Here is a 17,432-nt window from a genome sequence, read left to right as displayed (position 1 = left end):
ATGAAAAAACTGCTCGCGCTGGCCGCCATGATCCCCTTGGCGGCGTTTGGCGAGACCGGTTATTACATGGTCACCATCTACGATGTGGAAGGCCAGGCTTCAATCGACTACAAATACTGGAACGCCCATTACAAGAACTCGCGCAACACCGCCAGCCCCGAGATCGGCATCGGCTACGGCGTGACAGCGCGCTGGTACACCGAGCTGACCACGCAATGGTTCCAGCGCGATGGCCGGCAGACGCGCAATACCGGTATCGAATGGCAGAATGACTTCCTGCTGACGCAAGGCCAGTACGACGTCGACCTGGCGCTGCATACGTCGGTGGAGCGGGCCCGGCGGCGCGACAACGGTTATGCGGTGGAGATCGGGCCGGTGCTGCAAACGCAAGTCTGGCGCACGCAACTGAACTTCAACCTGTTCTTCCAGCGCGAAATGGATAACGGGGCGCACAACGAAACCGAGCTGGCCTACCAATGGCAGGTCAGGCAGCGCTGGAAGCGCTGGTTCTCGCCGGGCCTGCAAGGCTTTGGCGAAGTAGGGAAATGGAATGACTGGCTGCCGTCGAAGCGGCAATCGCACCGCGCCGGGCCAGCCTTCTTCGGCGAAGCAGGCCACTTCAAGTACGAAGCAGCCTACCTGTTCGGCAAGAACTCGGGCCGCGCAGCCAACTCCTTCAGCATGCGTGTCCAGTACATCTTTTAGCACCGGAGAACCCGGGCCAGACCCAAGGGGCCGACCCGGTACGCGGCCGCCGCATACCTGGGTTAGAAGTCAACCTGCGCAGAGAGGTGGAAGGTGCGCGGGGAACCCGGGAACAGGTAGCCGCCCAGGTCCGGCGTCACGTCGCGCCAGTAGAACTTGTCGAACGCATTCTTCACCTGCGCGCGCAGGATCACCGCCGAACCGCCCACGCGGGTGGCGTACGAGCCGCCCAGGTTCACCACATGGTAGGACGGCACCATGGTCTTGTTCTCCTGGTCGAAGGCCTTCTTGCCGGCGAACTGCCAGTTTGCATTCAGTTTCAGGCCGGGAACTGCGCTCACGGCGTAGTCTGCCCACACGGTCGACTTGAAGTTCGGCACATTGGTCACACGCTTGCCGTCCAGGCCCACCAGGCCGGTGCCTTCCTGCTCGGTATGGATCGCCGCCATCGAAGCGCCCAGCAGCAGTTCACGCGTTGCCTTGCCCTGCGCACTGAACTCCAGGCCGCGGTGGCGTTCCTGGCCGCTGCGCACGAAGGTGTTGCTGGCGGCGTCGGTGAACTCCAGGCCCTGGTCGATCTGGTACAGCGCTGCCGACAGCGTGATGCCGTTGATTTCGGCCTTGGTTCCCAGCTCCACCTGCTTCGATTTGCCCGGCGCCAGCGCGCGAGCTTCGTTGCTGGTGCCGATAGGTGCCACGCTGCCGTACTGCAGGCCCTGCGCATAGTTCGCATAGTAGGACAGCCTGGAACTGGGGCTGAACACCAGCGCCACATTCGGCAGCCAGAAGTTCTTGCGCACCGGCGCGACGTCTGCTTCATTGCGGCGCAGGGACGCATAGCGCACGCCGGCATGCAGCGCCAGTTGGTCGCTCAGGCCGATGATGTCCTGCACGAAGGCCGAGCGCTCATGATCGTTGCGGCGCTCGGAAACCGGGCCCACTTGCTCATCGGTCATCGGGACCGCAACCGGATGGTAGATGTTGCTCACGCCAGCGTATTCGTACACGTAGTCGCCCCAGCTTTCGTGGTTGCTGAAGAAGGACAGGCCGGCAGCCAGTTCATGGCGAATCGAAGCGGTCGCAAAGCGTCCATTCAACAGCGCCTTGGCCGACAGCGGTTTCTTCTCTTCACCCAGGCTGCGGTAGTCGTAAACATCGTAATCGCCGTTGGTGCAATAGCCCGGCCACAGCGATTCGCTCGTGCAGCCGTAAGGGAAGGCGGTGTAGTCATCGCGCTTGAAGCGGTGCTGGTTCGCGCTGAAGGTCGCTTTCCATTCTGGCGAAAGCTGGTACTGGAAGTTCACGCCGATGTTGCTCGATTCGGTTTCAACCGGTTTGGCCCACGGCTGGTCGTTGAGGAAGGTGGCGGCATCGACCACCGGCAGGCTGGTGCCGCCGATCAGCTGGAAGCCGGGTGCCGACTTCTGCGACTTCTTCTGGTAGTCGGCATCGATCGTCAGCAGCGCCTGTGGGCTGATACGGAAATCGAACGCGCCGGAGACGAAGCTGCGGTGGCCGTCGGCCCCCTTGATGATGGAGCGCATGCGTTCACCTGCCGCGTTGACGCGGTAGCCGAAGCGGCGGTCTTCGAAACGGCCGCCCAGGTCCACGGTGCCCAGCACGGAGCCGCGCTCGCCCACTTCAAACAGCACGGAGCGCAGCGTGTTATCGGTGGGGCGCTTGGTCACGTAATTGACCACGCCGCCCGGTGCCGCAACGCCCGCCTGCATGCCGGCCAGGCCGCGCAGCACTTCGATGCTTTCCTTGTTCTCCAGCGGGATCTGGGTATCGCCGGACACCGGGTGCCCATCCTTGCGGTAGGAATTGGCGTTATTCAGCTTGAAGCCGCGGATCGAGAACTGTTCGGCGTAGCCGACCGCGTTGTAGGCGTCGCCGATGCTGGCGTCGAACTTGGCTGCGTCGGTGGTGTTGCGGATGTTCAATTCCTGAATCTGTTCGCGGGTCAGCACGCTGACGGAAGCAGGGGTCTGCAGCAACGGCTGTTCGCTGAAGCCGGCCACGGAGGCGCGCTCGGCGGCCACACGGTTGGCGGAGATGACCACTTCGGTCATTTTCTGGTCCTGCGCGCTGGCGGCAGGGGCGAAGGCGGAAGCGACGGCCAGTGCGGCCAGGGTGAGGCGGTATTGAGTCATTTTTGTGCTCTTGCTGTACGTTGCGCCAGCGGGAGAGCACGAGGGGTGAGAGCGGGGCCCGCACCTGCGGGCTTTCAACCATCTACGCTTTCCTTCGCTGGCATTATCCAGATCAGGTTCGGAGGGTATTTCTCACCCCGCACGCATGCGCGAGGACCCCTAGCGAGGCGGTATTGTACTACAGGCTCAGTTGCAGCGCCTTGCGCACGTCGGCAGGCGTGATATCGCGCCGTTCGCCCAGGCCGGTCAAGCCGGCCGCTTCCATGGCGGCGACGACGGCATCGATCGCTTCCGAACCCAGGCCATAGCCGGACAAACGGGTCGGCACGCCCATCTGTTCGAAGAAGGCGCGCGTGTTGCCGATGGCCGCATCGATGCGTTCATCCTCGGTGCCTTTGCCGGCATCCAGGCCCCAGACGCGCGCGGCGTATTGCAGCAGCTTGCCGCGCTTGGCTTCGCGGCGGATCTGCAGGATGCCCGGCAGGACGATCGCCAGCGTCTGCGCATGGTCCAGGCCAAACAGCGCGGTCAGTTCGTGGCCGATGCCGTGGGTCGCCCAGTCCTGCGGCACGCCGACGCCGATCAGACCATTCAGCGCCATGGTGGCGGTCCACATGATGTTGGCGCGCACTTCCACATCATCTGGACGCGCCAGCACTTGCGGGCCCAGTTCCACCAGGGTTTGCAGCAGGCCTTCGGCAAAGCGGTCCTGCACCGGCGCGTTGGCCGGGTAGGTCAGGTACTGTTCGGTGGTGTGGACGAAGGCATCGACCACCCCGTTGCCGACCTGGCGCAGTGGCAGCGTCAATGTCTTGGCCGGGTCCAGTACCGAGAAGCGCGGATAAACGTGTGGACTCATGAAGGCGCGCTTTTCCTGCGTTGCGGCACGGCTGATCACGCTGGCGCTGTTCATTTCCGATCCGGTAGCCGGCAGCGTCAGCACGGCGCCAAAGGGCAGGGCGGCCTTCACCACCTTGCCGCCGATTTTCAGGATGTCCCAGGCGTCGCCATCGTACACCGCCGCAGCGGCAACAAATTTTGTGCCGTCGACAACAGAGCCGCCGCCGACCGCCAGCAGGAAGTCGATGTTCTCGCGATGAATCAGCGCCACCGCTTCCATCAGCGTTTCGTAGCGCGGATTGGGCTCGATGCCGGCAAACTCCAGCACCGGATGTTCCAGGCCTGCCAGCGCAGCATGCACTTCGTCATAGGTGCCGTTGGACTTGATGCTGCCGCCGCCGTAGAGCAGCAACACACGTGCATTGGAAGGAATATGTTTTGCCAGGGAGGAAATTTGTCCTGCGCCGAAAATGACGCGGGTTGGATTGTGGAATTCGAAGTTTTGCATAATGCCGGGCATTATCGCGCAAAACTCGCCCATCCGTGCGACAGCCGCCCGGGCGCCTTGCTACACTTGAGAAATCCGCGCCGCAGGCTGACAATGCGTGTACCCGCATGCCTAAGGAGAGTGAGATGACACAGGAACACGTGGTCGAGCCGCGCGACTACCTCAATGCCCAGGTGCTGGACATGCACCGGGCGCTAACGTCGTTGAGTGAGAAGATCGAGGCGCTGGACATGCATAACCAGCGCATCGAGACGTGCACCGACCCCGAGCTGAAGCTGGTCATGGCCAGCCATCGCGATGCCACGCGCAAGCAGATCGCGATGCTGCTGGAATGGGTGCGCCGGCGCGACCCGAAAATGGATAAGGAAATGAAGGAAGCGCTGTTCAAGGCGGGACCGATCGCCGCGCAGTACCACTACGAATAATGTCCTGGTATCGCGCTGCAAACAGAAAGGAAGTCGATGAAGTTGCAGCCGTACCGGGAGGGCAGCTGGTTTGCGATCCCGCTTAGAAATGGCGGGTATGCCACCGGACTGGTGGCCCGCCTGTCACCGCAAGGAAAGGTCATGCTGGCCTACCTGTTCGGGCCGACCCACTGGACGCTGCCGACCCTGGCGGATGTGCAGCAGCTGACGGCCAACGATGCGCTGAAGGTGATCCGCACCGGCGACATTGCGGTAGCCAACGGGCGCTGGCCGGTAATCGGCAACATGATCGATTTCCAGCGCGGCGGCTGGCCGGTGCCGATGTTCATCCGCCGTGCGGACGCCTTAAGGCGTGCCTGGCAGGCCACTTACGGCGACGATCCGGCCAAACCGGAGCGCGAAGTATCCGTGCCATACGACACGGAGGGGTTGGAGAGCGATTCGCTGTTTGGCTACGGCTCGGCGGAACTGCTCATGACCAAACTGCTGGAATAGGGAGAACCCTATGTACACGGGCGGCTGTTTTTGCGGCGCGGTGCAGTATGAAGCAGACGCGCCGGTGTTGGTTAGCACCTGGTGCCATTGTTCGATGTGCCGCCGCCTGTCCGGCGCCCCCAGCGTAGCCTGGTTCAGCATTGCTCGCTCCCAGTTTCGCTACGTGCGCGGCAAGCCCGCCATCTTCCATTCCAGCCCCGGCGTGACGCGCGAGTTCTGCAGCACCTGCGGCACCCATCTCACCTTCGCCGACGACAGTTCGCCCGGCGACATGGACATCACCACCGCCAGCCTGGACGACCCGGAAGCCCTGCCGCCGCAAGACCACACCTTCGCCGACAACCGGCTCCACTGGGAGCCAATCTGCGACGACCTCCCGCGCTACCGCCGCACCCGCCGCGACGGCGCCCTTGAAAGCGCTTAGAGAAGCAGCGCTATGTGCAGGCCGCGGCTCGGGTCAGCAATAACTGGCGCTCCTGTTCATTCTGCGTCAGCGAGGCCGCGCGCTCGAATTCGAAGCGCGCCTCGGGCAGGCGGTTCAGCTTGAACAGGAAGTCGCCACGCACGCTTGGCAGGAGGTGATATTGCTTAAGCGCCGGTTCATCGACCAGCTGGTCGACCAGCTCCAGGCCAACGGTCGGCCCATACGCCATGGCCAGCGCCACCGCGCGATTGAGCTCCACTACCGGCGAGGGCGCGCGTGTTGCCAGCGCCAGGTACAAGTCGGCGATTTGCTGCCAGTCCGTGTCCTCCGGCCTGCGTGCGCGGGCGTGGCAGGAGGCGATGGCTGCTTGCAGTACATAAGGCCCCGGCACGCGGTCTAGAGACTGCGCGCGCTGCAGCGCTGCCAGTCCACGCCGGATCAGCATCTGGTCCCAGCGCGTGCGGTCCTGCTCCAGCAGCAGCACAGGCTTGCCCTCGGCATCGGTGCGGGCGCGCGAACGCGATGACTGGATCTCCATCAGCGCCACCAGGCCATGTACTTCCGGCTCGCCCGGCACCAGCTCGGCCAGGATGCGGCCCAGGCGCAACGCCTCATTGCACAGGGCGGGACGCATCAGGTCAGCGCCGGCACTGGCGGAGTAGCCTTCGTTGTAGACCAGGTAGATGACCTGCAGCACGGCGGCCAGGCGTTCTTCCAGTTCGGCGCCACGCGGCACCTCGAACGGCACCTTGGCCTCGCCCAGCGTGCGTTTGGCGCGCACGATGCGCTGGGCCACGGTCGATTCCGAGGCCAGGAAGGCGCGCGCAATTTCGTCGGTTGTCAGGCCGCCCAGCAGGCGCAGGGTCAACGCCACGCGCGCCTCCATGGTCAGCACCGGGTGGCAGGAGATGAAGATCAAGCGCAGCAGGTCGTCACCGATATTGTCATCGAGCTCGCGTTCCAGGTCCGGCGCGGCATCCTGCAGCAAACCTTCGATTTCGTATGTCAGCTCCGGTTCTTTTTCGTGTACCAGCTTCTGGTGGCGAAGATAGTCGAGCGCCTTGTTTTTTGCCGCCTGCATCAGCCATGCGGCCGGGCGGTCGGGCGTGCCATTTTCCGGCCAGGTTTCCAGAGCGCTGACCAGTGCGTCCTGCGCCATTTCCTCCGCCAGCGCGACGTCGCGCAGCATGCGTGTCAGGACAGCGATGATCTTCGCTTCTTCGATGCGCCAGACAGCGTCAATGGCGCGGTGGATGCTGTTGTCGTTCATGCAGCTACTTTACCATCATGGCAGCGATCGCGTGATAAACTCGGCAACTTTTCCAATAATGAACCGGGCGATGAAGAAGAGCGTAGCGACAATTCGTGATGTGGCCGCCGCCGCGGGCGTATCGACAGCCACGGTCTCCAAGTTCGTCAACGGCGCGCAGCGCTTCTCGCCTGCGGTTGAAGCGCGCCTTACCAGCATCATCGAGCAGTTGGGCTACCGCTCCAACCCGATGGCGCAATCCATGATCACCGGCCGCACCAGGGCCATCGGCCTGTCGGTGCTGGACATCACCAATCCGCACTACGCCAGCGTGGTGAAGGGCGCCAACCGCGTGGCACAGGCCCACGGCTATACCTTGCTGCTGGTAGATACGGAAGAAACCCCCGAGCGCGAGCGGCATCTCCTGGAAGCGCTGAGCCGGCGCGTGGACGGCATGATCGTCTACTCCCGCACGCCGGAGGAGGAATTGGGTTGGCTGCTGGCGCTGGACCGTCCATCGGTGTTCTTCGGCCGGCCTGATGTCATCAAGCTGCCTTCCGTGGCCAGCGACGACCAGCTTGGTGCCTTCATGGTCACGCGCCACCTGCTGGCGCAGGGCCACAAGCGGGTTGGTTATATGGGATTTGCCAACTCGCGCCGCAACCCCGAACGCACGGCAGGCGTGCGCGAGGCGCTGGCAGCGCAAGGCCTGGTGCTGAGCGAATTTGAAGCGGAGGCGCCGATCTCGGCAGCGGGCGAAAAGCTGTGCTCCGCGGTCATGCTGGGCCGGCAGCCACCGGACGCGCTGGTCTGCTTTAACGACCTGCTGGCGCTGGGTTTCATGAAAGCGGCACAGACCCTGGGCTTCCGCGTGCCGGGCGATATTTCCGTGGTTGGCTTCGACAATATCCAGTTCGGCAGTTTCGCCTCGCCGGCCCTCACCAGCGTGGACCTGAACAGCGAGCAAATGGGCGCGGCGGCCATGCAGAAACTCCTGGCCTGCATCGAAGGCCAGGAAGTCGAGCCGCTCACGGTGATCAACGCGCAGCTGGTGCTGCGCGCTTCCACCACAACGCGGTCCTAAGCTGCGACCTTGCGCAGCTCCACTTCCATATCGCCCGGGTTAGGGTAGGGGTAGGATTTGACCCAGGCGATGACGTCATCGCGCGTGGCGGCATCCACCGCCCAGTAACCGGCGATCAGTTCCTTCACCTCGGCGAAAGGTCCGTCGGTGATGAAGGGCTTGCCGCCGCTGAACTTGACGCGCGCGCCGCGAGCGGTCGACTTCAAGCCTTCGCCGGACAGGGCGACCCCGGCCGCGATGCCGGCATTGTTGGCGCGGTTCATGATGTCGATCACCACGGCCGGCGGTTCGAAATCCTGTTCCGCCACGGCGTCGGAGCGCAGCAGGATAGCCCATGCCGTGTGCTGGGGCGCCTTGCCGGTGTCGAAGCCGACGCAGCCGCCGGGGCAACCGGCTTCGCGCACCTCGACCTCGGCACTGCCCTCGGCGTCGGCCGACGGCCAGCGTGCCGCCAGTTCGCTGGCGGCGCGCCGGTCTTCGGCGTCGATGAAGGTGAAGCCGGCCACGCTCACGTCTTCGAACGGGCCTTCTTCATACAGCCACTGGCCGTCGCGGCGGCGCATGCGCAGGCCGCCGTCGGCGCTGGAGCGCAGCCATTTGGCCCCCGGTACGGCCTGCACCAGCTCAGCGGATGGGAAGGTGTCCGATTCCGAAGCGGCGTCGGCCTTCCGAATAACCATGTACTGCATTGAAGTCTCCTTTATACGGGCGCTGCTATCTTGCTGGCGATGCGCGCTTCCTGTTCACGCAGTTCGGGCGTGAATTCGGCGCCGAAATCCTCGGCCTCGAATACCTGGCGGATTTCGATATCTGAGTCGCTTTCCATCGGATTGGGGCAGCGCTTGACCCATTCGATGGCTTCATCCAGCGACTTTACCTGAATCAGCCAGAAGCCGGCAATCAGCTCCTTGGTTTCCGGGAACGGGCCGTCGATGACGGTGCGCTTGCTGCCCGAGAAGTGCACGCGGGCGCCGCGTGAACTCGGATGCAGGCCTTCGCCGGCCAGCAGCACGCCGGCATTGACCAGTTCCTCGTTGAACTTGCCCATCGCTTCGAGCAGTTCGGTTTTCGGCATCTTGCCCGCTTCGGAATCGGCGGTGGCTTTGACGATGAGCATGAATCGCATGTTGTCGGTCTCCTTAGGCTTTGCACTGAGGCGATTTGTCCATCATTTCCTTCATCCCCTCCTGCATCTGTTCGGGAGTCAGGTCGCGCTTGTGGGTGGCGATCGACCAGCTATGGCCGAACGGATCAACCAGCACGCCGTAGCGGTCGCCCCAGAACATGTCTTCCGGCGGCATCCTGGCGGTTGCGCCGGCGTCGATGGCGCGCTTGTAGGAGGCGTCGACGTCTTCCACGTAAATGTGCAGGGTGACCGGCGTGCCCTTGTAGTGTTTCGGACCGAAGCAGCCAGCGTCAGGGAAATCGTCGACCAGCATGATGTGCGAATCGCCGATGCTGATCTGGGCATGCATGATCTTGCCGCCTGGCCCGGGCAGGCGCGAATTCTCTACTGCGTTGAAAGCCTTCTTATAGAAGTCGATAGCGGCGGCTGCGCCCTCGCAGACCAGGTGAGGGGTAACACTGTGCATGCCTTCCGGGATTGCATTGACAGTCATGGTAATTCTCCATTCGTTGATGAGGAAAGTGGACGCCGTTTGCGGCCTCCATATTCCCACGACGAACGGCGCTGCGCCAGATCGACACGATTACAAAAGATTTTTTTGGGCCAGCCATTGGGGGTTGAACAGGCGCGCCGCGTACGTGGCGCCGCGGTCGCACAGCAGGGTCACGATGGTGTGGCCGGGGCCCATCTGCTTTGCAAGTTCCACCGCGGCAGCGACGTTGATGCCGCTCGAGCCGCCCACGTACAAGCCTTCTTCGCGCAGCAGGCGATACACCATCTGCACGCAAGCCTTGTCGCCGATGCGCACGGCGTCGTCGATCGGTGTGCCTTGCAGGTTGGCGGTGACGCGGCTGTTGCCGATGCCTTCCGAAATGGAGCTGCCTTCGCTTCTCAGTTCACCGTGCTTGATCCAGTGATACAGCGCGCTGCCGAAGGGATCGGCCAGCACGATCCTGACGTCCGGTTTTTGCTCTTTCAGGTAGCGGGCGACGCCGGCCAGCGTGCCGCCGGTGCCGGTGGCGCAGGTGAAGGCATCGATGCGGCCGTGGGTGTCGTGCCAGATCTCGGGGCCGGTCTGTTCGTAATGGGCCTGGCGGTTGGCGAGGTTGTCGAACTGCCGGGCCCAGATGGCGTTGGGCAGCTCTTGCGCCAGGCGTCCGGCAACTTTCTGGTAGTTGTTGTCGTCGGCGTAGGGAACGGCCTTGACCGGGCGCACTTCGGCGCCCAGCGTGCGCAGGATGGCGAATTTTTCTTCGGATTGGGTTACGGGAATCACGATCACGCACTTGTAGCCGCGTGCGGCGCACAGGTGGGCCAGGCCGATGCCGGTGTTGCCGGCGGTGCCTTCGACCACGGTGCCGCCGGCTTGCAGCCGGCCGGAACGTTCGGCGTCGAGGATGATGGCGAGGGCGGCGCGGTCTTTGACGGAACCGCCGGGATTCATGAACTCAGCTTTGGCCAGGATGTCGCAGCCGGTCTCGGCCGAGAGGCGGGCGAGACGGATCAGGGGCGTGTGGCCGATGGTGTCGGCGAAGCCTTGACGGATGGTCATGGCTTCAGTTTAGTCTAAAACCGGTAAACCTGGTGCAGACCCGCAGGGTCTGACCCACAACGGTCTTGTGGCCAGGAACGAATGTTGAGACTTCGAGCAGAGGGGGGCTGACCCTGCGGGTCGGACCCCGGTTTACCGGTTTTAAAGCGCGCGCAGCGAAATCGTGAACTTCAACCCGCCGCCGGCACGATTGGAAACCTCCAGTCCAGCTTCATGCCGCGACAGCACCCGGTCCACAATCGCCAGTCCCAGCCCAGCCCCGTTGGCCTGTCCGCGCGCCGTATCGAGCCGGGTAAAAGGCTTCAGCAACTGCGCAATCTGCTCCTCAGGCACGCCGACGCCGTGGTCTTGCACTTCAACCACAATCCGCTTGGCCGTATGCATCCCGCGCACCGTGCATTTGATATCGATCTCGGTGACGTCCGAACCCGGCGTCTTGCCGTAGCGCCGCGCATTCTCGACCAGGTTGCCGATCACCCGCTTGAGGTCAGTCGCATTGCCCAGCACATGCGCCTGCTCCGGCAGCTCAGCCGTAACCCGCACGTCGGCATGCCGCCCCGCCTCGTGCACGCACTCGGCCAGCAGCGCTGCCATGTCGACATTGATGAAGCTGGACGCTTCGGTCGGCTTGGCGTAGTCAAGGAACTGCGCAATGATGGCATCCATCTGCGCAATATCCGACTGCATGCCTTCGCGCGCCTCCTGCGACAGGTTGGCCATTTCCACTTCAAGCTGCATGCGCGCCAGCGGTGTGCGCAAGTCATGCGAAATGCCGGCCAGGATCACGGCGCGGTCCGATTCGACCTGTTGCAGGTCGTCCACCATCTGGTTAAAGCTGCGGTTGGCCTGGCGCACTTCCTGCGGCCCGGATTCCGGCAGCGGCTCCGGATGGCGGCCCTGGGCGATCTCGCGCGCCGCTGCGCTCAGGCGCTTTAGCGGCAGGTTGATCAGGCTGGAAATCAGCGCCGCCCCCAGCAGGGAAACCAGCGACACCACGCCTGCCCAGCCCAGCCATTCGACCGGGCCCGGCAGGCGTTCGCGTTCCAGCATCAGCCAGTAGCGGTCGTCGGCGATCTTGAAGCTGACCCAGTAGCCGGGCACGCCGTTCACTTCCGAGGAAAAACGGGTATCGGCGCCCAGCTTGGCGCGCACCAGGGACTGGATGTCGGCCATCAGCCCCGAGCTTGGCGGCGGCGCCACCTCGTCGTCATCTTCCATGGTGAAGACGCGGATGCCTTCGTTCGATACCAGTTCGAACAGCAGTTCGCGCCGCAAATCGGTGGCCGAGTGGGTCAGGGCGGCACGGGTGATGGTCACGACCGACACCACCTGGGCGGCAGTCTGCTGCGCCAGCGGCTCGCGCTGGACGTAGTTGACCATGCCGAACCAGGCCGACATGGAGAGCGTGGTCAGTACGCTCAGCAAGAGGAAGGTGCGCCAGAACAGGCCGCTGGTCAGCGACGCCGGGCGCGGCAGGCGTAATTTCATCGACAGCCCGGAAATCAGCGCGGCTGGCCCTCAGGAATGAAGACGTAGCCAAGACCCCACACGGTCTGGATATACAGCGGGCTGGACGGGTCGGGTTCGATCAGCTTGCGCAGGCGGGAAATCTGCACGTCCAGGCTGCGGTCGAACACTTCGTACTCGCGGCCGCGCGCCAGTTCCATCAGCTTTTCGCGCGACAGCGGCTGGCGCGCGTGGCGCGCAAACACTTTCAGCACCGAAAATTCGCCGGTGGTCAGCGGCACGGTTTCGCCGTTTTTCTTCAGGGTACGGGTGCCCAGGTCCAGCACGAACTGGCCGAACTCGAAAGTTTGCGGGTGTTCGGAAGGCGCGCCCGGGATTTCGTCGGGCTGCTTGCGGCGCAGCACGGCGCCGATGCGGGCCACCAGTTCGCGCGGGTTGAACGGCTTGGGCAGGTAATCGTCGGCGCCCATTTCCAGGCCCACGATGCGGTCCACGTCCTCGCCCTTGGCAGTCAGCATGATGATCGGGGTCTGGTCGCCGGCGCCGCGCAGGCGGCGGCAGATCGACAGGCCGTCTTCGCCGGGCAGCATCAGGTCCAGCACCAGCAAGTCATAACGCTCGCGCAGCCACAGCTTGTTCATGGCAGTGGCGTTTTCAGCCGTGACGACGTTAAAGCCTTGCTCGGTCAGGTAGCGGCGCAACAGGTCGCGCAGGCGGACGTCATCGTCCACCACCATGATCTTGGCCTGGTGGCCTTGCTGGCCGCCGGGGGCGGCTGGAGGGGTAGTGGTGGTATTCATAGGCAGGATTGATCTTGTTGAATTGTCAGATGCATGTCGCTATGGTAACGTCATATTGATGGCCGGTGCCATACCGGTGAAAACTCATTACAAATTCTTACAAACTTTACCCGGTCGCTCTTACCATGGGAAGTCGGAGCGCATACACTGCGGGCATGGATACGGCAAGTACGACGAGGACAGCGATGAAACTTGGTGCGAAAACAGGATTGGGCAAAGCGGCATTGGCGCTGTGCGCCGGCCTGTGCTGCACCTTGATGGCCAGCGCCCAGGCGCAGTCCGACCAGCGCAACCGCCAGCAGGAGCGCCGCGAAGCGCCGCGCGACTTCCGCGACAACCGTATGAACGATGCCCGCGAAGCGCGCTATCAACGCCAGTATGAAGGACGCATGGACGATGCGCCGCGCATGATGGACGACCGGGACAACGCAGACTCGCGCCGCATGGGCCGCATGACCCCGGACGAACGCCGCGACCTGCGCCGCCAGATCAATGAAGCGGGCCAGCAAGTGTACTCCCTGCCGCGCAGGCGGTAATTGTGTGACGTTTACGTAACGTTAAGAGAACTTTCGGCCCCAAAAACCTCCGGATTTTGATGTTTTGCGTGTAATATTGATTGCCCGCAAGACAACGCGCCCCGGCGCGCCCATGATCAGGGCACTGGAGGAGGAGCTTTGTCCCAAATTGCACAACAGGAGAGCGCCGGCAGCTTGCCGGCCGGCGTAGTCCAGCGTCCCGACGGGATCTACCTGGACCTGCGCCTGCTCGCGCCTGAACTGACGGCGGCGATCGATGTCCTGTTCCGCAGCGGCTATATGCTGCGCGGCCTCGATTACCCGGCGCTGGCGCGCGCCCTGTATGGCGTGGGACCGGAGCTGGCGCCCCATCCCGAACTGCTGGTGCGCGTCGGCGACCAGGTAGCGCCATTCCCGGCCGAGCGCAAGGCGCTGTACCGCAACGTCAAGATCCGCGACGGCGAGGCGGAGTACTTCTTCGAACCGATTTACCTGCCGGCTGAGGAGTTGCCGGACGGCACCTTGCTGCCGGAACGCCCGGCCCAGCTCGATTTCGACGAGTTTGTAGCCGACATGTGGTTGAAGAATGTGCGCTTTGGCATCCAGGTGGCGGCAGTGCGCGCCGCGCTGGCCGCGCCCAAGGGCGAACGGGTGGCCGCGGCCCTGGACCTGGAGCCGACCCCGGCGCAGGATGCGCGCGTGGTGGAAGTAGCCGCCGAACTGCACCGCAGCGACGCGCCGCGCCAGCGTGCCGACGGCACGGTCGACCTGACCAGCTTCCAGAACCGTTTCCCCCAGATCAAGCAGGGCGTGCGGCTGCTGCAAAAACTGCCCGGCGTGCCCGGTGCGCCAGGGCGCAATATCGCCGGCCAGGCGCTGGCCGCGCTGGCGCCAGGCGATGTGGATTTCAGCCGCTTCGCAGGCGAGGGCACTGCCATCGCGCGCGAGGCCGACGGCGAGTTCCTGGTGGCGGCGCGCGAAGGCTTCCTCAATGTCGACCCGAAAAGCGGGCAGGTGGCGCTGAGCGACAAGATCATCAGCCGCGAGGGCGTGTCGGGCCGCACCACCGGCAACCTGGAGTTGATGGGCGCCTTCGAGGAATTTGGCGACGTGCAGGAGCTGCGCGACGTGAACGGCAGCGACATCACGGTGCACGGCGACGTGTTCGGCAATATCAACTCCAGCGGCGGCACCATTGTCCTGGGCCGCAACCTGGTGGGCGGCCGCGCCATCAATGCCAAGGGCGATATCCGCATCGAAGGGGTGGCTTCCGGCTCCACCATCCAGACCGCCAGCGGCACGGTCACCATTACCGGCCGCGCCGAAAGCTGCGTAATCAGCGCACCGAGGGTGGTGATCGCGGAAGCGTCCAATTGCGAGATCTTTGCCGACGAAGTGACCGTGGAGCTGGCCATTGGCTGCGCCGTTGCCGGCCGCAGCGTGCTGGTGGAGAGCGCCGGACCGCGCAAGAACAGCGAAATGTTCGTCTATGTGGTGGTCAAGGATGTCACCGGCCACGACGCCGAGCTGGAAACGCTGCAGAAACAGGTCGCCGTCCACGAAGCGGGAATTGCCGCCTGGCGCGCCGAGCATGACCGCCTGAACGCCATGGCCGAGGTGCGCAGCTACCTGACGTTAGCCGAAAAGCTGCGCAAGGGCGAGATCCACCTGACGCCGGCCCAGGTGCCGCACCTGAAGAAGGTGGCGGGCGCGGTGGCGCCGCATATCAAGCAGATCGGCCAACTGGTGCAGTCGATCAAGTTGGCGGAAGAAGCCATTGCCGGCGCGCGCAGCCGCCGCGATGAGCTGGAAGCCCTGAAACGCGACGCCGCGGCCCGTTCCTCGGTGCGGGTCACCATGGTCGATGGCGAAGTCCTGGTGCGTACCTTGCCGCTGGGCGAGGCGGTGGCAGCCAACTTCATGGCAGCGCCCAAGGATTACAAAGCCATGCTGCGCGGCCCGCGCCTGGACAGCCTGCCGATCTTCGCCGGTTCCGCCGGCAGCGTGAACTGGCATGGCGCTGCCCTGGCTGAGGCGAGCGTGGCGTAGTGGGCCGATAGCCGTACAATGGCGCAAGAAGACAACCGGGGAGACATGGTGCCTGCAGACGCTGCCTCGGCCGCCGCAGCGGCCGGCGATCTGCCATCGTCGCTGGTCCAGCGCGCCGATGGCGTGTATTTCAAGGCGGAAGCCCCGGCGGCTTTGCTGCAGGCGGCGGCCAACCAGGTATTCCTGTCCGGTGCCTGCTTCCGCGGCCTGGATTACGGCGTCTTCATCCGCGCCCTGTACGGCGCCGGTCCCGAACTGCCGGAAGGCATGGACGGCCAGCCCCTGTGGCGCTTTGCCGACGAGATCGTGCCATTTCCCAGCGGGCGGCGCGGCCTGTACAAGTCGGTGCGCATCGTCGGCGGCGAAGCGGAATACTATTTTGAACCCGTGTTTATCGAAGCCGAAGGCGAGGCGCCGCTGCCGGCCCATCTCGACTTCGGCGAGTTCGTGGCCGATATGTGGACCAAGGGTATCCGCTTCGGCATCGATGCGCCGGTGGTACGCGAGGCCATTGCCAGCGGCAAGGTGGCCCGCCTGATCGTGGCGCGCAGGCTGCCGCCGGTACCGGGCCGCGACGCCGCCATTGTGGAAGTGTCGGAAAGCATCCACCGCTCCAATGCGCCACGCCTGCTGGCCAACGGCCGCTTCGACCTGCACAGCTTCCAGAACCGCTTCCCGCAGGTGAAGGCCCAGGTGCGCCTGCTGCGCCGCGAACCGCCGCAGGCGGGCACGCGCGGCTTCGAGCTGTCCGGCATCGTGCTGGAACCGCCGCCGGCGCGCGACGTGGAATTGACTACGGTGGCAGGCGAGGGCACGGTGGTGGAGCATCACGAGGGCGTGGATTACCTGGTGTCTTCGCGCGAAGGCTTCATCAACGTCGACGGCAAGAGCAAGCGCATTTCCATCGGGCCCAAGATCGTCAGCCGGGAAGGGGTCTCCGTGCGCACCACGGGCAACCTGAAGCTCGATGGCGATTACGAGGAGTTCGGGGAGGTGCAGGAGCAGCGCACTGTGGAGGGCGGCAATATCACCGTGCACGCCGACGTCTTCGGCAATATCGTCTCGCGCGGCGGCACCATCGCGCTGCAAAAGAACCTGATGGGCGGCAGCGCTACCAACGCGGATGGCAATATCCGCGTCGCAGGCGTCGCGTCGGGCGCGCTGCTGCAGGCGAAGAAAGGCGAGGTCGTGCTGGGCAAGGCGCAGAACTGCGTCATTACCGGTACGCGCGTGATCATCACCGAAGCTTACAACTGCGAGATCATGGCCGAGGAAGTGTTGATCAAGCTCGCTTCCGGCTGCGCCATTGCCGCGCGGCGCATCGAGATCGACAGCGCAGGCCCGCGCAAGCAGGCCGAAATGCAGCTGCACGTCATGGTGCCAGACACCAGCAAATACGACGACAAGCTGGCCGAATGCGCCGTCCGAGCGGAAAAGCAGGAGCAGCAGGCCGCGCGCTGCAAGACCCAGATGGATGCCATCACAGCCGACCAGGAAGTGCGCAACTACCTGCAACTGGCCAGCAAGGTACGCAAGCAGGAGCTCACGCTGAACCAGGAGCAGCTCGTGTTGTTCCAGAAAATGGCGCTGAAAGTCGGACCTTCACTGAAGATGGTGGCGCGGCTGCAGGTCGCGATGAAGGAAGCCCAGGCCGCACAGCAAAAGGAGCAGGAACTGGGCGAGCATGTCTACCGGCAGAAGCTGATGGTGGTCGGCGGCGCACGCTGCACGGTGCGGCAGATCGCAGGCGACGTGGTGGTGCGCAAGCTGGTATTCAATCCCGACCTGGGGCCGGCGTACCTGCTGCCGCCAAAGGAAGTCAAGCTGCGCGTACGCGCCCCGCTGGGCACGCAGCCGCCGCTGTTCACCGGCAGCACCGGCCAGTTCGACTGGAGCGGAAGTGCAGCATGAAAGTCGGGGTCAGCTCCTGACCCTTCCCCTCATATTTTTGTTGTAAACGTTGAAGGAAGCTGTTAACTTTCAATCCCAAAAACGGCGCATGCATGGCTGTGTCACCCCTTTCATTCGTAGCGTCCAAAC

17 protein-coding genes and 1 riboswitch are annotated in these 17,432 nt (G+C 64.0%); of the genes, 8 read left to right on the top strand and 9 right to left on the bottom strand.

The features are described 5' to 3' along the window. On the top strand, nt 1–705 hold the full coding sequence (locus ACWBU6_RS20990) for a hypothetical protein (protein WP_452645313.1): 705 nt from the start codon (nt 1–3) through the stop codon (nt 703–705). 62 nt (nt 706–767) lie between these two features. On the opposite strand, the gene ACWBU6_RS20985 is transcribed toward ACWBU6_RS20990, so the two are convergent. Then, entirely contained in the window at nt 768–2,858 is a 2,091-nt protein-coding gene (locus tag ACWBU6_RS20985) for a TonB-dependent siderophore receptor (RefSeq protein WP_452645312.1), read from the bottom strand. A gap of 72 nt (nt 2,859–2,930) precedes the next feature. Next, nucleotides 2,931–3,029: riboswitch (TPP riboswitch) on the bottom strand. A gap of 7 nt (nt 3,030–3,036) precedes the next feature. Next, nucleotides 3,037–4,206, bottom strand: coding sequence for an iron-containing alcohol dehydrogenase (locus ACWBU6_RS20980; RefSeq protein ID WP_452645311.1), 1,170 nt, complete (start codon nt 4,204–4,206; stop codon nt 3,037–3,039). A 125-nt stretch (nt 4,207–4,331) separates the two neighbouring features. Between ACWBU6_RS20980 and ACWBU6_RS20975 the strand changes: the two genes are divergently transcribed. From ACWBU6_RS20975 to ACWBU6_RS20965, 3 genes are all read left to right on the top strand, one after another. After that, the gene (locus ACWBU6_RS20975; protein WP_452645310.1) at nt 4,332–4,631 is read left to right on the top strand and encodes a ferritin family protein; all 300 of its coding nucleotides are present in this window, start codon (nt 4,332–4,334) and stop codon (nt 4,629–4,631) included. 36 nt (nt 4,632–4,667) lie between these two features. Next, nucleotides 4,668–5,126 carry an Imm26 family immunity protein gene (locus tag ACWBU6_RS20970; RefSeq protein ID WP_452645309.1) on the top strand — a complete coding sequence of 153 codons (459 nt, stop codon included), beginning with the start codon at nt 4,668–4,670 and terminating at the stop codon, nt 5,124–5,126. A 64-nt stretch (nt 5,127–5,190) separates the two neighbouring features. Beyond that, nucleotides 5,191–5,550: a GFA family protein gene (locus tag ACWBU6_RS20965; protein ID WP_452645308.1), complete on the top strand. Its 360-nt coding sequence runs from the start codon at nt 5,191–5,193 to the stop codon at nt 5,548–5,550. Nucleotides 5,551–5,560: 10 nt separating this feature from the next. Here ACWBU6_RS20965 and ACWBU6_RS20960 read toward each other — a convergent pair whose 3' ends face one another. After that, nucleotides 5,561–6,820 (bottom strand): RNA polymerase sigma factor, encoded by a 1,260-nt coding sequence (locus ACWBU6_RS20960; RefSeq protein WP_452645307.1) that lies wholly within the window; start codon nt 6,818–6,820, stop codon nt 5,561–5,563. Between the two features lie 70 nt (nt 6,821–6,890). Here ACWBU6_RS20960 and ACWBU6_RS20955 point away from each other — a divergent pair, with 70 nt between their 5' ends. Further along, nucleotides 6,891–7,883, top strand: coding sequence for a LacI family DNA-binding transcriptional regulator (locus ACWBU6_RS20955; RefSeq protein ID WP_452645306.1), 993 nt, complete (start codon nt 6,891–6,893; stop codon nt 7,881–7,883). Here the strand turns inward: ACWBU6_RS20955 and ACWBU6_RS20950 are convergent. The 6 genes from ACWBU6_RS20950 to ompR all read right to left on the bottom strand — a co-directional run bounded on the left by ACWBU6_RS20950 (nt 7,880) and on the right by ompR (nt 12,828). Continuing rightward, on the bottom strand, nt 7,880–8,572 hold the full coding sequence (locus tag ACWBU6_RS20950; protein WP_452645305.1) for a YciI family protein: 693 nt from the start codon (nt 8,570–8,572) through the stop codon (nt 7,880–7,882). The genes ACWBU6_RS20955 and ACWBU6_RS20950 overlap by 4 nt on opposite strands. An 11-nt stretch (nt 8,573–8,583) precedes the next feature. After that, nucleotides 8,584–9,009, bottom strand: coding sequence for a YciI family protein (locus tag ACWBU6_RS20945; RefSeq protein ID WP_452645304.1), 426 nt, complete (start codon nt 9,007–9,009; stop codon nt 8,584–8,586). Nucleotides 9,010–9,022: 13 nt separating this feature from the next. Continuing rightward, nucleotides 9,023–9,502 carry a VOC family protein gene (locus tag ACWBU6_RS20940; RefSeq protein ID WP_452645303.1) on the bottom strand — a complete coding sequence of 160 codons (480 nt, stop codon included), beginning with the start codon at nt 9,500–9,502 and terminating at the stop codon, nt 9,023–9,025. A gap of 90 nt (nt 9,503–9,592) precedes the next feature. Next, a complete protein-coding gene (locus ACWBU6_RS20935) occupies nt 9,593–10,561 on the bottom strand; it encodes a cysteine synthase A (RefSeq protein WP_452645302.1) in 969 nt (322 codons plus the stop codon). A gap of 141 nt (nt 10,562–10,702) precedes the next feature. Next, nucleotides 10,703–12,049 (bottom strand): ATP-binding protein, encoded by a 1,347-nt coding sequence (locus ACWBU6_RS20930; protein WP_452645301.1) that lies wholly within the window; start codon nt 12,047–12,049, stop codon nt 10,703–10,705. Nucleotides 12,050–12,063: 14 nt separating this feature from the next. Further along, the gene (gene ompR / locus ACWBU6_RS20925; protein ID WP_057259315.1) at nt 12,064–12,828 is read right to left on the bottom strand and encodes an osmolarity response regulator transcription factor OmpR; all 765 of its coding nucleotides are present in this window, start codon (nt 12,826–12,828) and stop codon (nt 12,064–12,066) included. A gap of 185 nt (nt 12,829–13,013) precedes the next feature. On the opposite strand from ompR, the gene ACWBU6_RS20920 reads away from it, so the two are divergent. The 3 genes from ACWBU6_RS20920 to ACWBU6_RS20910 all read left to right on the top strand — a co-directional run bounded on the left by ACWBU6_RS20920 (nt 13,014) and on the right by ACWBU6_RS20910 (nt 17,303). Next, on the top strand, nt 13,014–13,364 hold the full coding sequence (locus ACWBU6_RS20920; RefSeq protein WP_452645300.1) for a hypothetical protein: 351 nt from the start codon (nt 13,014–13,016) through the stop codon (nt 13,362–13,364). Nucleotides 13,365–13,502: 138 nt separating this feature from the next. After that, nucleotides 13,503–15,392 (top strand): flagellar assembly protein A, encoded by a 1,890-nt coding sequence (locus ACWBU6_RS20915; RefSeq protein WP_452645299.1) that lies wholly within the window; start codon nt 13,503–13,505, stop codon nt 15,390–15,392. A gap of 45 nt (nt 15,393–15,437) precedes the next feature. Next, nucleotides 15,438–17,303 carry a flagellar assembly protein A gene (locus ACWBU6_RS20910; protein WP_452645298.1) on the top strand — a complete coding sequence of 622 codons (1,866 nt, stop codon included), beginning with the start codon at nt 15,438–15,440 and terminating at the stop codon, nt 17,301–17,303. Nucleotides 17,304–17,432 lie beyond the last annotated feature (129 nt).

The organism is Pseudoduganella sp. HUAS MS19 (genome assembly GCF_053615455.1).
This window is presented reverse-complemented; position numbering and strand designations above follow the sequence as displayed.

Excerpts from the sequence above, each read along its gene's own strand:
- ACWBU6_RS20990 (WP_452645313.1), top strand. The coding sequence starts at position 1 with ATGAAAAAACTGCTCGCGCTGGCCGCCATGATCCCCTTGGCGGCGTTT.
- ACWBU6_RS20985 (WP_452645312.1), bottom strand. The coding sequence starts at position 2,858 with ATGACTCAATACCGCCTCACCCTGGCCGCACTGGCCGTCGCTTCCGCC.
- ACWBU6_RS20980 (WP_452645311.1), bottom strand. The coding sequence starts at position 4,206 with ATGCAAAACTTCGAATTCCACAATCCAACCCGCGTCATTTTCGGCGCA.
- ACWBU6_RS20975 (WP_452645310.1), top strand. The coding sequence starts at position 4,332 with ATGACACAGGAACACGTGGTCGAGCCGCGCGACTACCTCAATGCCCAG.
- ACWBU6_RS20970 (WP_452645309.1), top strand. The coding sequence starts at position 4,668 with ATGAAGTTGCAGCCGTACCGGGAGGGCAGCTGGTTTGCGATCCCGCTT.
- ACWBU6_RS20960 (WP_452645307.1), bottom strand. The coding sequence starts at position 6,820 with ATGAACGACAACAGCATCCACCGCGCCATTGACGCTGTCTGGCGCATC.
- ACWBU6_RS20955 (WP_452645306.1), top strand. The coding sequence starts at position 6,891 with ATGAAGAAGAGCGTAGCGACAATTCGTGATGTGGCCGCCGCCGCGGGC.
- ACWBU6_RS20950 (WP_452645305.1), bottom strand. The coding sequence starts at position 8,572 with ATGCAGTACATGGTTATTCGGAAGGCCGACGCCGCTTCGGAATCGGAC.
- ACWBU6_RS20945 (WP_452645304.1), bottom strand. The coding sequence starts at position 9,009 with ATGCGATTCATGCTCATCGTCAAAGCCACCGCCGATTCCGAAGCGGGC.
- ACWBU6_RS20940 (WP_452645303.1), bottom strand. The coding sequence starts at position 9,502 with ATGACTGTCAATGCAATCCCGGAAGGCATGCACAGTGTTACCCCTCAC.
- ACWBU6_RS20935 (WP_452645302.1), bottom strand. The coding sequence starts at position 10,561 with ATGACCATCCGTCAAGGCTTCGCCGACACCATCGGCCACACGCCCCTG.
- ACWBU6_RS20930 (WP_452645301.1), bottom strand. The coding sequence starts at position 12,049 with ATGAAATTACGCCTGCCGCGCCCGGCGTCGCTGACCAGCGGCCTGTTC.
- ompR (WP_057259315.1), bottom strand. The coding sequence starts at position 12,828 with ATGAATACCACCACTACCCCTCCAGCCGCCCCCGGCGGCCAGCAAGGC.
- ACWBU6_RS20920 (WP_452645300.1), top strand. The coding sequence starts at position 13,014 with ATGAAACTTGGTGCGAAAACAGGATTGGGCAAAGCGGCATTGGCGCTG.
- ACWBU6_RS20910 (WP_452645298.1), top strand. The coding sequence starts at position 15,438 with ATGGTGCCTGCAGACGCTGCCTCGGCCGCCGCAGCGGCCGGCGATCTG.